The 13,898-nt window shown below is 43.7% G+C and carries 7 protein-coding genes and 1 pseudogene; 6 read left to right on the plus strand and 2 right to left on the minus strand.

From position 1 onward, the window contains the following. Positions 1-134: 134 nt before the first annotated feature. Positions 135-740, minus strand: a pseudogene (locus tag ACZ5LF_RS08795) (IS30 family transposase); the annotation flags it as partial. Positions 741-1,034: 294 nt separating this feature from the next. Between ACZ5LF_RS08795 and ACZ5LF_RS08800 the strand changes: the two are divergent. Beyond that, the gene (locus ACZ5LF_RS08800) at positions 1,035-2,213 is read left to right on the plus strand and encodes an IS256 family transposase (protein WP_372909181.1); all 1,179 of its coding nucleotides are present in this window, start codon (positions 1,035-1,037) and stop codon (positions 2,211-2,213) included. A 98-nt stretch (positions 2,214-2,311) separates the two neighbouring features. After that, positions 2,312-2,965: a class A sortase gene (locus ACZ5LF_RS08805; RefSeq protein ID WP_380570846.1), complete on the plus strand. Its 654-nt coding sequence runs from the start codon at positions 2,312-2,314 to the stop codon at positions 2,963-2,965. 215 nt (positions 2,966-3,180) lie between these two features. Here ACZ5LF_RS08805 and ACZ5LF_RS08810 read toward each other — a convergent pair whose 3' ends face one another. Beyond that, positions 3,181-10,668, minus strand: a complete 7,488-nt coding sequence (locus ACZ5LF_RS08810; protein ID WP_380570845.1) for a Cna B-type domain-containing protein — start codon at positions 10,666-10,668, stop codon at positions 3,181-3,183. Between the two features lie 130 nt (positions 10,669-10,798). Here ACZ5LF_RS08810 and ACZ5LF_RS08815 point away from each other — a divergent pair, with 130 nt between their 5' ends. The 4 genes from ACZ5LF_RS08815 to ACZ5LF_RS08830 all read left to right on the plus strand — a co-directional run bounded on the left by ACZ5LF_RS08815 (position 10,799) and on the right by ACZ5LF_RS08830 (position 13,871). Next, positions 10,799-11,989, plus strand: coding sequence for an ISL3 family transposase (locus tag ACZ5LF_RS08815; protein ID WP_380709698.1), 1,191 nt, complete (start codon positions 10,799-10,801; stop codon positions 11,987-11,989). A gap of 251 nt (positions 11,990-12,240) precedes the next feature. After that, on the plus strand, positions 12,241-12,861 hold the full coding sequence (locus ACZ5LF_RS08820) for a flavodoxin family protein (protein ID WP_380569829.1): 621 nt from the start codon (positions 12,241-12,243) through the stop codon (positions 12,859-12,861). A gap of 66 nt (positions 12,862-12,927) precedes the next feature. Then, the gene (locus ACZ5LF_RS08825; protein ID WP_380569830.1) at positions 12,928-13,368 is read left to right on the plus strand and encodes a YtoQ family protein; all 441 of its coding nucleotides are present in this window, start codon (positions 12,928-12,930) and stop codon (positions 13,366-13,368) included. Continuing rightward, positions 13,368-13,871 carry a pyrimidine dimer DNA glycosylase/endonuclease V gene (locus tag ACZ5LF_RS08830; protein WP_380569831.1) on the plus strand — a complete coding sequence of 168 codons (504 nt, stop codon included), beginning with the start codon at positions 13,368-13,370 and terminating at the stop codon, positions 13,869-13,871. Before ACZ5LF_RS08825 ends, ACZ5LF_RS08830 begins: the two co-directional genes overlap by 1 nt. Positions 13,872-13,898 lie beyond the last annotated feature (27 nt).

The following is a 13,898-nucleotide window of genomic DNA, read 5'->3' on the forward strand; positions in this document are numbered from 1 at the left end:
AACGGATCATGTATGGCCGGGCCGGTTTCAGGCTATTGAGACAGCGTATGCTTTATCGTCCACTATAAATTTAAAATTTTGGCTATGTTCATCACAATCTATATATAAGCATTCCCCAACTTAGCGTAAGAGCCCTCAATATCCAGTGCGGTTCTGCCTTTGGGTTTTAATGTGATGATGGCTTTTGACAGACGCTCAACCAGCGTGATGACCGCACTCTTGTGACGGACACCGACAATGGTGTCGCCTTCGAGATGGCCGAACGCTTCATTGAAAGTGGGATAGTCATCCATTCTTTCAGAGATATTACGCCTGAAGGCTTGTCTGCCCCGGCGTTCCTGACGGCCATTCGGTTTTCGCTTGCCCTGCATTGGCAGCTTGGCCGCATCAAAGGTTTCCCGTTTGAACATGCGATACAGCGTGCGACCCGAGCAGTCAATTGACATTTCCTGCCGGCCGACGATCACATCCGGTGTCCAGCCCTGAGCGACCTTCTCTTCGATGTACTTCCGTTGACTGGTCGGCAAGACACTTTGTTTTCTACCACATCGCTTCTTATTTTCTTTATAGCGCTGATAGTAGTCGATGGCGGTGTGCCCGGCCTTGAAATGCGTGATGACATTGTGGATAGTCTGCCGGGCACGTCCGAGCCGTTTCGCAATCTGAGCCACGGTAGTTCCGTGTCGGAAATAGGCTTCTATGAATACTAATTCATCCGTGGTAATATGGGTGTCGGTCATGCATGATCACTCCTATGATTTCTTTTGTCGGAAAACCATTTTGAGTGTATCATGTGTGACCGTTTTATGTGTCTAGCTTAATTTTACAATCGGCGTACAGTAAAAAAACAGGCACTTAAAAATTTTCTATTATGTAAGTTAGACATACATACTGAATATCGTAAAACGCTTTAAATTTAAGAAATACAGTTGAGAGCGTAAAATAGTTTGTGTAAATGAATAAATAGAAAAAGGAAGCCCTTTTCTTGTAGAATTAAGTCACCACAACCAATTCATAGAAAAGAGGCCTCCCCTATGACTCAGTTTACAACAGATATCATGCAGGCTCTAGTAAAAAAAGAAGACATCTCCGAAGTTTTCCGTACGCATCTGGAGACGGCGGTCAATACGCTCCTTCAGACAGAACTCTCTGCTTTCCTGGATTACGAAAAATATGACCGTATCGGTTTCAACTCCGGGAACTCACGGAACGGCACCTACACCCGGACCCTCCATACGGAATATGGGAACCTGGAGCTGTCGATGCCCCGGGATCGGAATGGCGAATTCAATCAGCAGACGGTCGCTCCGTATAAGCGTGCGAACGATACGCTGGAATCCTTTGTCATCCATATGTTTCAAAAAGGCGTCACGATGTCGGAGATTTCGGATCTGATTGAGAAGATGTATGGGCATCACTACACGCCTCAGACCGTTTCCAATATGACGAAAGCGATGAGTGAACAGGTGGATGCGTTCAAGCACCGTCCGCTGGCTGCACGCTATGCCTGTATCTATCTGGATGCGACCTACATCGCCCTCAAACGCGACACGGTCTCCAAAGAAGCCGTCTATATCGCCGTGGGCATCCGGGAGGATGGATCGAAAGAAGTGCTGGCCTATACCGTTGCCCCGACAGAATCTGCATTTGTCTGGGAGGAGGTCCTCCAGGATGTCAAAGCGCGTGGGGTCGAAGATGTCCTTCTATTCATCTCTGACGGTTTGAAAGGCATCACCGACCGGATCTTTGCGGTCTTTCCAGACGCCCGGTACCAAGCGTGCTGTGTACACCTGTCCCGTGGCATCTCCCATAAAGTGCGTGTCGCTGACCGGGCTGAAATCTGTGACGACTTCAAGTCAGTATACCGGGCAGAGAGCCGGGCATCGGGCGAGAAAGCGCTACAAGCTTTTGTCGACAAATGGAAAAAGACTTACCCGAAAGTGACACAATCACTGGCATCCAATCCCTATATCTTCACCTTCTATGACTTCCCAAAATCCATTTGGAGAAGCATCTATTCAACGAACCTCATCGAATCATTCAATAAGAAGGTGAAGAAATACAGTAAGCGCAAGGAGCAGTTCCCGAACGAAGATTCATTGGACCGTTTCCTGGTCTCACAGTTCGAAATCTATAATCAGAGCTTCTCCACCCGTTGTCATTTGGGATTCGACCAGGCACGGGCAGAACTGACGGCGATGTTCAAAGAATAGTCGCACGGTGATTACATACGAGAAAAGATTTTATCTATTTACACATAATTATTGACGGTCTCATACAGTTTAAATCCTTTAATATAAGGAGGCATGTAATGAAATTAATATTAAGAATAATCGGGATATTATTTATCGCTACAGCAATTATCCTACTTTTCTGGAATGATATACGTGAACACTTTACAGATAAAGTAAATGAAAAGATAATTGAAGCCTTTAAGAATGATGGGGATGATGTAGAAATCAATTCATTTGAAACCTTCATTACAGGGATTGAACCCTACACATCCAATAGTGCAGATGATAATGATCAGTCTCCACAAGATGTCAGTCTCACTGATGATATGGCCGGCATATTAAATATAGAAAGTGCAGATATCAGTGAACCCTTATATTATGGAGAAGTTACCGACCAAAAATTGCGCAACGGCATTTCACTTGTCCATGAGAAAGACCATTTGGACATGCAGAATCTTCCAATTGCTGGACACCGGGTGGAAGGGGCAGGCATCCGTTTTAACTACCTAGATCGTGCTGAAATTGGTGATGCTATAGAATTGATTACACGCGACGAGGTGAGGGAGTATGAAATTACAGAGATATTCGATGTGAATCCTTCGCAAGTTGAGGTTATGGATCAGACCGAAGATGCGCCTCAGGAACTGACACTCATTACTTGTGATGAATATAATCCGGAGACATTATTATTTGAAGAGAGAATGATTGTTAAAGCACAAATTGTTGAATAACTTAAAATATAAAGGAGTCACAGCATTAGATCCAAGTGACCATCAATACTGACAAGAAAAAATAAACTGGATAGTCTATGACTATCCAGTTTATTTTGATGTTCAAGAATAAAAAAGAGCATCCGACAAATTAGTATGCTCTCTTTAAAATAGCCATTTTATAAACGGGCTACTTAAAAACATATCACAATAAGTCGGATGCTCACGTATAATGTTTAACTTCTACGTCTTGTAAAGTATAGAATTGAAGCACCAGCTATTAGCAGGATTGCAGCTATAATTGCAATATTACCGCTAGAAGCAATACCTGTATCCGGGAGACCTTCCTGGTCTCCAGTGCTATCTTTGTCTGGAGTATCTGCTTTATTTCCATTACTTCCTTGATCTCCAGCATCTTCTTCTGCTTCGGTACTGCCTTCATCTTGAGTGCCATCTTTGTCTGGAGTATCCTCTTTATCCCCATTACTTTCCTGATCTCCAGCACTTTCTTCACCATTGTCTGAGCCAGAGCCTTCGTCTTTGCCGTCATCTGCTGACTCGATTGGATCTAACGTATTGGTAATGAATGTTGTATTTGGAGACTCTTCATTTGACTTAGAATCAGCTGTATACCCTTTAGGTACTTCAACTTCTTTCGCTGTATATGCGTATGCTTCATTGTTCTGATCGTACTTCTCTAGGCTCTCCCACTTATGAGTCCAGTTATTGTCTTCTGATAATGTTACTGGCTCACCTGTGGCTTCACCATTTTGGAATAATTGTACATCGATTGAATCTGGACGTTTATCATGCTTATTATCTTGATCATCCCAATTTTTAACTACCTTATGGTCCGTTTCATATGTCCTGGAGTTTGTAATGATGATATTACCTTTCTCTTCATCATTAACTGTCACTTCATATGAACCGTGCTTCTCTTCAATCATTTCTTCTACTGTGTAATGAATTGGTTCTCCATCAGCATTCTTGTCTAAGCCCGTCCATGTATATGTCCAGTCAGTTTCAACTGAGACTTCCACAGGACTTTCAACTGCCTCACGTTCACCATCCACCACTTTAATCAGTTGTAGTTTGATTGTATCGGGACGATCATTTTCTTGATTGTCAGCATCTTGCCAGTTCTTTGTAGCCGTGACACTCGTTTCTTCTGGTGTATATGAGTTCGTAAGCTCATGCACTTCAGTTTCTTCGTTAAATTCATTACTAGTCAACGAATAGTTGTCAACACTATTTTCAGTCAATGTGTAAACAATTTCCTGACCGTTTTCGTACTTTGGCAAGTCAGTAAATACATGCTGCCAGTCAGTTTCTTTAGTGATATGAGCTTCTTTTACTTTTTCGCCATTGGCCAGTAAATTGACCTCGACTTTATCAGGACGCACTCTATCCTGATCATCTTTATCATCCCAAACTTTTTGGACAGACATCTCAATCAGTTCAGGAGCGTAGCTGTTTTTGATGATTAGGTTTCCATGATCCTCATCGTCTACAGACACTTCATACTCTTCTGGAACATTCAACTCTGTCACTGAATACTTGATGGCCTCACCATCTGAATTCATATCCAAATCAGTCCAAGTGTATGTCCAATCATCTTCTGCAGTCAGAACGACTGGCTCTTGATGGTTTTCACCATTTGCTGTGAGCTGCACTTCGATTGAATCTGGTCGATTACCGTCCTGGTTATTTGAATCCTCCCAAGATTTAGTAACCGTAACACCCGTTTTGTCTGGGGTGTGGGAGTTTGTCACTACAAATTCGTAACCAATCTCTGAAACTTTACGAATCTCTCCAGTGTAGTCTGGCACTGCGTTTTCAGTGACTGTATAATTAATCTCCTCACCCTCTTTGTATACAGGCAAGTCGGTAAATGTATAAGCCCATTCTTCCGCCCACTCACTAGCTGGGCCAAGCACGGATGTCTTAACCACTTCGCCATCTGCCAAAAGATTGATCTCTACATTATCTGGTCGAACACCATCTTGATTATCCGCGTCATCCCACTCTTTGGTGACCGATACTTCAGTCACTTCAGGTGTGTAAGCATTTGTGATCATCAAGTTACCATGGTCTTCGTTGTTTACACTCACTTCATACTCTTCTGGTGTATCTAGTTCTTCAACTGTGTAGTTGATGTTCTGGCCCTTAGATTTCAAATCGAGGCCGGACCATGTATGCGTCCAGTTGTTCTCTTTTGTGACTGCCACAGGATCGCCGTACGCTTCGCCATTCGCTGAAAGCTGGACCATGACAGAGTCTGGTCGGTTGCCATCCTGGTTATTGCCATCTTGCCATACTTTGGTGACGGTCGCAGATGTTTCTTTCGGTGTGTATGTGTTGGTTATGACACTGTTGAACCCTTTATCTGTTTCTGTGGTTTTGATTTCAGTCGAATACTGTTCAGCCGTGTTCTCAGTCACACTGTATTGGATTTCTGTTCCATTGGCGTACTTCGGCAAGTCACTGAACGTATGTGTCCAGTCATTTTCTTTGCTCAATACTGCGGACGTTTCAATTTCACTGCCATTTAACAGATTGATTGTCACTTCGTCCGGTCTGACACCGTCCTGGTTGTCCGCGTCATCCCACTCTTTAGTGACCGATACTTCAGTCACTTCAGGTGTGTAAGCATTTGTGATCATCAAGTTACCATGGTCTTCGTTGTTTACACTCACTTCATACTCTTCTGGTGTATCTAGTTCTTCAACTGTGTAGTTGATGTTCTGGCCCTTAGATTTCAAATCGAGGCCGGACCATGTATGCGTCCAGTTGTTCTCTTTTGTGACTGCCACAGGATCGCCGTACGCTTCGCCATTTGCTGAAAGCTGGACCATGATAGAGTCTGGTCGGTTGCCATCCTGGTTATTGCCATCTTGCCATACTTTGGTGACAGTCGCAGATGTTTCTTTCGGTGTGTATGTGTTGGTTATGACACTGTTGAACCCTTTATCTGTTTCTGTGGTTTTGATTTCAGTCGAATACTGTTCAGCCGTGTTCTCAGTCACACTGTATTGAAGCTTTTCGCCATCAGCGAATTTTGGCAAATCGCTGAACGTATGTGTCCAGTCATTTTCTTTGCTCAATACTGCGGACGTTTCAATTTCACTGTCGTTTAACAAGTTGACCGTGACTGTGTCTGGGCGAACACCATCCTGGTTATCCGCATCGTCCCACTCTTTGGTGACCGATACTTCAGTGGTCTCAGGTTTATGTGTATTTGTAACAACGATATTGTTGTCATCATCCTTACTCACTGTTGATTTATAACCTTTCGGCACGCTAACTTCTTTAACACTATAGTCAATTACTTTTCCACTGGACTGGTAGGCGTCTAGATTTGTCCAAGTGTTTGCCCATTCGTTATTTGCTGATAAAGTTACAGCTTGTTCCACTGGTTCTCCATTCGCAAGAAGCTGAACCGCAATAGTGTCTGGGCGCAACCCATCCTGATCTTTCGCATCGTCCCATTTTTTAGTTACAGAAACATCTGTCTTCTTTTTCGTATTTTTAAACTTAGCATCATATGTTACTTTTTCTTTACCATATGGCTGAGTGATCTCAATGACTTTTTCCGTTTCATCGATGATATAGCCCGTCGGTGCTTGTGTTTCAACAAGATAATATGTTCTAAGTGGCAAGTTCCCAATTTGGACTTTACCATTCTCGTCCGTTTGAATTTCATCAGCGAAGAGTACCCTCTCCCCGTTCAACTCATAGTACAACTCAAACATAGCTGGATTGTTTGCGATTGGTTCTCCTGTTTCAGTATCCAGTTTTACGATTTCCAGTGCACCACGTTTTGGATTGAATTCTCCTGAAGCCCAACTGAATTGCTCTGCAGTCAATTCTTCAGTGGACACCGTTCTTCTTTCAATACTATTACCATTTAAGTCTACTTTATTATTTACAGTGTCTCCGTCTTCAGCGGTCACTGCCGTGGTATAGTTAAGCACTAGTGTTTGGTTTAAAGTTTCACTCAGCTCAATATTAAGCCTTGTTTTACCGTCCTCAGTCTTTGTGGTGGAAAAAACATAATCTTCGCCTTCACTTAATACATTCCCGTCTACTGTCGAAACCTTTAAACTACCCTGTATATATTCCAGGCCGGCGCTTATGATATCTGTAATTTCTGCATCTTCTATAATTGATAAACTGTCATTGACTTGAACTTGCCAATCAATGTTTTCACCGATATAGATATTCGAGCCTTCATGTCCAATTGACGATTTATCCAAGAAATCATTATATTTTTTGTAACTTACAGTACCGCTGTAAGGGTAATCCTCACCATCTACTGAAACCGTCGCTTTGTTGGTGTAGTTTTCCTTAGATACATTTGGCACTGTCGTTAAAAATTCTATAACATATCTCTCTGATACTTCCTCATTAAAAGTCAGCGTAAATGTTTTACCTGTTACGTCAAGGCTATAGGTGCTCGGATCTAAAACCTCATTCGTAATGGTAGTTTTACCGTCTGAAGAAACATTATATGTGGATACTTTAATACTATCTGCATCAATAGTCCCTTCATACTGCAGAGTATCTGTAACCACTACATTTTCGCCTAGATTTTGTTGCTGATAGTTGGTGTACAGTTGCCATGCAACTTTACGATCCGTACCATTCTTCCAACCATTTACGACGTTATTTTCATTGTCTATATGAACAAGTTGACCTTCCTTTTTACCGCTGTTCCAGGAATCAGTTCTTACAGTAGTGTTAGCATTTCTATTTATATCAATGTTATGGCCACTTGTTGTTTCACCTGAGAAATTCGCCTTATTTAAATATAACTTCGCTTGCCCTTCTCCATTCAGATGTGGATCCAACGTATTGCCTTCCACTTCAAATTGAGGGTCGTAAGAAGTTTTATAGGAAACATCTAAAGATCCGCCGTCCAAAGTAGAGTAATTGCCGATCATTTTAATGATGAATCCTTTTTGATATCCAGTGTCGCCCTCTTCAGTTCTCGGCTCTAAAGTATAATCTTCGCCAAGTGTCAACTCCCCATCTGCAGAATGACTAACTTTCACTGTTTCAGGAATTAGAATCATCCCTTTATTCGGGAAATCATCTTCTATTACAAGTGACTTTATACCTTCTCTGATCGGGTTGACTTTTAAATTCCAACTCATTGTTTTTAAATTGTAATCAATGCCTGTGAATTTTTTATTGAAGCTGTTTGCAGGAGGGTTCACGGGAACGGTATTACTGTGCTCTTCATCACCAATTCCGTCACCTGCAATCCCAATGGTATTTGAGAATTTGTTTTTACTGAAATCCGTGATTTCAGTATTATATTGAATAATTATATGCTGAGTACCGATATCCCCAAAATTAAAAGTGACTTCGCCACCCTCACTATCTTTAACTCCCTGAGCTATTGTCATGGCTACATCTACATTTTCGCCTTCACTATTTTTGATGACGATATCGTCTTTTGTAAGTGTCAACCCAGCTGGCAGCGTATCTGTAACAACTACATCCTTCAGTTCGTGCTGTGCTTTGTTTAAATCAACAGTCCAGCTCAATTTTTTATTTTCGTAATCAATCCCACTGGAAGATGCTTTTTTCTTCAAGAGCGGCTGCCTATTATATTCGACTACAGCCTCATCCCGTCCGATTTCTTCATCGCCATCACTCAATGTTGCGATATTTTCGAAGCTGTTATTAGACTGATAGGCACCGCCATTGACTTTACTGTAATCTATATCTGTACTGAATCTGATTTCAAAGTGCTCGTTAGCAGCTACAGCACCGAGATCAATTGGGAAGCTTTTCGGATCCACTGATATTTCTCCAGCACTTGAACCATCAACAAACTTTTTGACTGTAAACTTCCCTTCGTCTACAGACAGTCCTTCTGGTAAAACATCATCTATAACTGCGTTTTCTATAGCAGAACCGTTTTCGTTGACGACTACAGTCCAATCAATTTGACCGGTATTTTTGTTATATGAGCCTGCTTTTTCGATTGGGTTACTTGCCGTGAGTCCTGTAACAGTAGCCTCTGCAGGCAAATTTGACTCCCCATCATAGAACGTGGCGTCGTTTGTAAAGGCTGTTTGAGTCCTATCAGTGATAGGTGTCGTATATTGTACACGGTAACCTTGGTAAGCTCCGAGGTTATCAAAAGCAATCTCAAAACCTGTTTCACTGATGTTAGGCGTAATAGTATCAACGGCGACGCCTAATACTTTATCTCCACTTAAATTTGTAGACAATTCATTTATAACAAAGTTTTCTGGTGTACCAAGCCCTTCCGGCAAGATATCTGACAGTGTCGCCGTAGTCACTGCCTCGCCGCTGTTATTTATCACATCAATTGTCCAAGTAATTTCTTTTGCATTATGGTTTCGGTCAGGGTGGCCTTCTTTTGTAATACCACTTGCTAAATTATTCGGCTTGGCAAGCACCTTTAATTCTGTACCTTTTGTGTCATTAAACTTAATGATTTGTTCGATATTTTCTTCAAACTTTTGCAGGTCAAACTTTAAGTTCAATCCCAACTCACCGTTGGAAACATACCCTTCTTCAATGTTGTCATTGAAGATTATTTGCAGTTGTCCATTTTGAATCTGATATGTTCCAACCTTTACACCATTCGTAACAAGCTCAATTTGGGGCGTAGAGACCTGTTCAAAAACATCTGGTATTTGAATCGTTGCAGTATCTCCACTTTGTGCATTCATCCCTTCAGTATTCCAATCATAGATAAGCTCCACTTCAGTGCCATCACTAAGATCAATGTTAGAGCCATCTACAATTTCAACACCGTTATGGGTTAAACTCCTAAACTCAAAAATGTTTGGAGTCAATTCGGCCAAAGGCGCAACTTCCTTCTTTCTCGCTTCTTTTTTATTCGCTGACCCCTCTTTTTTCGCTTCCTTTTTTGGTTCTTCTGTTGATTCTTCAGTTGTCTCTTCTGTTGATTCTTCAGTTGCCTCTTCTGTTGATTCTTCTGTTGCCTCTTCTGTTTCTTCTACCGCAAGTGGAACGATAATTGCATCCTCATTATTTATTGGATCAATAATCGCTTCTCGTGCACCTTCTGCAATATGATTTGAATCAAATGCCACTTGAACAGTAAACGTCATGTTTTCATTTCTTGACACTGCAACCGCTTCTAAAAATTCAATTTCCAATACTCCATTGCTGTTGACGGTGTAACTCGCAACGTTATTAGTATCAGACGCTACAAAATCATTGACAGTCTCAACAACATTAAGAGAAGCGGGCAAGTTATATGTAACCTTGTCTTCTACTCCATAATTATGGTTTTCGGATAGATGAGCTTCTAATTCTAATATGAATGTTTCTTCTGCTTTAATTGGATTTTTACTACTAATGGATGTTCCTTCCAAATTTAATGCTTTTTTAGTACCCACTGAAAGTCCACGCTTTTCTTCAACGACCTCTTCTTTTTGGGCTTCTGAACTTTTCTTACTAGTGTTGTCCTTTTCTGCTCCTTCTTGTTCCGCTTCAGATGAATCGACTGCACCAGGAGCAGGTTCTTTGGACTTCTCAGTAGATTCTTCTGTTTCTGTTACGTCTGTTTCCCCCTCATCATTTGGATCTACAGATTCAATCTCCACACTTTCCTCATCATTAGTTACCTCAGCAGCTACCATAGATAAAGGTGATGTAAGGATTGAACTTAAAATTAATAGTAATGCAACATAAATAAAAATAAGTTTCTTCACATTTTCCCACTCCTTAAATATATTTATTTTTGGCTCTCCCTAATCATGTGTGCTTGACATTGAAAAAAGCAGAATCTTCCTCTAATGTTTAAAGTACCAACCCAAAACATTGATAGAGAGGAAGTTCTGCTTGTATAAACAGTTTACTACAGATATCCTGCACCTACCAACCTTTATATTGAATAATGAAGGAGAACGTGTGAAAGATGGCTGGGTTCTCGGCGTCGAGCCGAAGCCACAGAACCATCTCTGTCCGTTATGCTTCCAGGAAAGTATCAATCATGCCAGAAACAAGAATCGCTTCCTGCGTCACGCCTGGGTTTCTACCCGGGAAACCATCTATATTCGTGTCCCGGTCCACCGCCAGCGTTGTGAAGACTGTGGCATCACCTGGACGGTCGAATGGCCGGAGGTTCCCGTGCGTGGGAACGTGACGACGCATTTCAAACAGATGATTGCGAGAAAATGCATCGGTCAGTCCTTCGAGGCGGTAGCCAGAGAGATGGCCGTGCCACCATCGACCGTGGCTTCCTGGTTTTACACCTATGCCGAAGAAACATTGGCACGGCCGGCTGATTACGAAGCACCGCCAGCGCTCTGCATGGATGAATTCGCCCATAAACGGGGCCACACCTACAGTGTCGCTCTTCAGGATGCACACACGGGCCACGTGTGGCAGACGCACCCGGGAAAGAGCCGGGAGCGTATCCAGGAAGGGCTGCGCCGGTATCCGTTGCAGGCACCTGAAGTCATCGTTACGGACCTGGCTCCCGGCATGGCGCAGACCGTCCACGAGATATGGCCGGAGACAGCCATCGTTGTCGACAAGTTCCACGTCATCCAGTTGTTCACGCAGGCTCTGGATCGTGCGAGGAAGCTGGAAGGAAACAACGGGACCAGCCACAAGAACATCAGGCATCAGCGCAGGCTTTTGATGGCCCGTCCCAAACACCTGAAGTTAGAAGAAAAAGAGACGTTACGCACTTGGCTCGGAGAAAATCCTGAGTTGAAAAAGCAGTGGGTTGCGCTTCAGAAGTTCCGGGACATATATTGTGCCAAAAGCTACAAGAAAGCGCAAAAAACCCTTGAAGACTGGTGCAGCCACTACCTTTTTGAAGGAGCGAACGCCACAAAGTCTATAGTCAAAACCGTCTTGAAGTGGAAACAGGAGATTCTGAACCACTTCACCTACGGACTGACAAACGCACGACTGGAAGGTACCAATAACCTGATCAAAACGCTGAAACGACGCAGTTACGGATGCCCGAATATGTATCATTTCGATCTCCGGATCCGTATGGAGTGTCGTCCCCCAGCTTAGAAATAAAAAGAGATCCTACGTTAGAGGAAGAAATCAACACACTTCACTGGGGAGAACCAAAAAATATCGTTTATACTTACATATTACCACAATATACAAAAAAGTAATTAAAATTAGGAATAAATTTGGAGCCGGCTTGACCATCCGTTGGGTAGCCAATAAATTTTCGAAGAAGCAGCTCGTCTGAGCTCAAGTTTTAGCGTCTTATTTTAGTGGTACAACTAAGCAATGAAGAAAATGGAGGAGAGTGTATGGCTCTAAAAGCAGTGATATTGAATGCCACCCTAAAATACGGTAAGGAACAATCGAATACCGAAGCTTTGGCACGTGGGGTTACGGATATTTATGAAAGGGAGGGCGTCGAGTCTGAAATCGTGCGCCTGAACGACTACAACATAAAATACGGCATCACGGACGATGCCGGTGAAGGCGATGAATGGCCGCAAGTTTTTGAAAAGATTAAAGCAGCTGATATCGTGCTGATCGGCACGCCTCTGTGGCTCGGCGAGAAGAGCAGCATCGCGACACTGGCCATAGAGCGTCTGTACGGGAGCTCATCACTCACGAACGACAAGGGCCAGTCGATCTTCTACAACAAGGTCGGCGGAGTCGTCGTGACAGGAAATGAGGACGGTGCGAAGCATGCGGCACAGTCGATCCTCTACGGGCTCTCCCACATCGGTTTCACCATTCCACCGAACGTCGATGCCTATTGGGTTGGCGAAGCAGGTCCCGGCCCGTCCTATATTGAAGCGGGCCAAGATAACGACTTCACTAAAAAACATGTTGAAATGCTCGCCTACAACACCATCCACCTGGCACGCATGTTCAAAGAAAACCCGATTCCGGCACAAGGCAACACACTCGAGTGATAATCCTTGGAAACTTGACGAGGGATTGGCTATGATTGAGATACTACCACTTAGGAGGATGACACAATGGAATTGACAGTTTATCTTGCAGGACAGATTCATGATGATTGGCGCGAAGATGTAAAACGTCTGGCGAAAGAGAAGGACCTGCCACTCAATTTCGTCGGTCCCCAGACGGTCCATGACCGTTCGGATGATATCGGCGAAGCGATTTTAGGCGAACAGCCAAGCGGCTACTATAAGGACGATGCCGCTTCTGCGATCAACAACCTTAGGACCGAGGTGCTGATGCAGAAGTCAGATGTGGTCATCGCCTTGTTCGGCGAGAAGTACAAGCAGTGGAATACGGCAATGGATGCGAGTGCTGCCGTCACGCTTGGCAAACCACTCATCATCGTGCGCCCGGAAGAATTGATCCATCCACTTAAAGAGCTTTCCAACAAAGCCAATGTCACGGTGGAAACTGTCGAACAGGCGTTGGATGTGCTCGCCTACATCTACGAATAATGCAGGTGTTCAGAGTAAGCCCGGATCATGACATCAGTGCCCGGTATTTGGATAACCGCCGGCTGTCGAAACAGGTGCTCGAACTGTATCAGATACTGCGCGTTACCCTCAGCCTGATCGGGGTGCTCGATACCAATACGCGGTACCGGCACCACCCCATCGTCAAGCACATCTATAACGAAGGACGTCCGTACATTACGGACACTTACCGTCTGCTGGATGCATGCGACAGGGAACACCAGCGCCGTGGGGGCAAGCGCAGCCCGGCGTTCCGTGAAGATTTGGACGGCTTAAAGCGCCTTATCGAACACCATGCAGGAGACGGGTTGTGGCACGATGGCCCATTGCCCCCCTACTATGTCTATGGGGATGTCCGCATCGAAGGGGATGCAGCGTATTTGGCCTACATCGAGCTGTTGAATGCCAAATGGTTGGCGGATACGATTGCGCCACGATGCGGGGTCAATCGAAAGAATATACAAGACATGAAGTCCGAATCCTGAAAAGGATGCGGGCTTTTTTATGCAATC

Source organism: Salinicoccus siamensis (genome assembly GCF_055391965.1).

Coding starts and splice junctions, on each gene's coding strand:
- ACZ5LF_RS08800 (WP_372909181.1), top strand. CDS start 1,035: ATGACTCAGTTTACAACAGATATCATGCAGGCTCTAGTAAAAAAAGAA.
- ACZ5LF_RS08805 (WP_380570846.1), top strand. CDS start 2,312: ATGAAATTAATATTAAGAATAATCGGGATATTATTTATCGCTACAGCA.
- ACZ5LF_RS08820 (WP_380569829.1), top strand. CDS start 12,241: ATGGCTCTAAAAGCAGTGATATTGAATGCCACCCTAAAATACGGTAAG.
- ACZ5LF_RS08825 (WP_380569830.1), top strand. CDS start 12,928: ATGGAATTGACAGTTTATCTTGCAGGACAGATTCATGATGATTGGCGC.
- ACZ5LF_RS08830 (WP_380569831.1), top strand. CDS start 13,368: ATGCAGGTGTTCAGAGTAAGCCCGGATCATGACATCAGTGCCCGGTAT.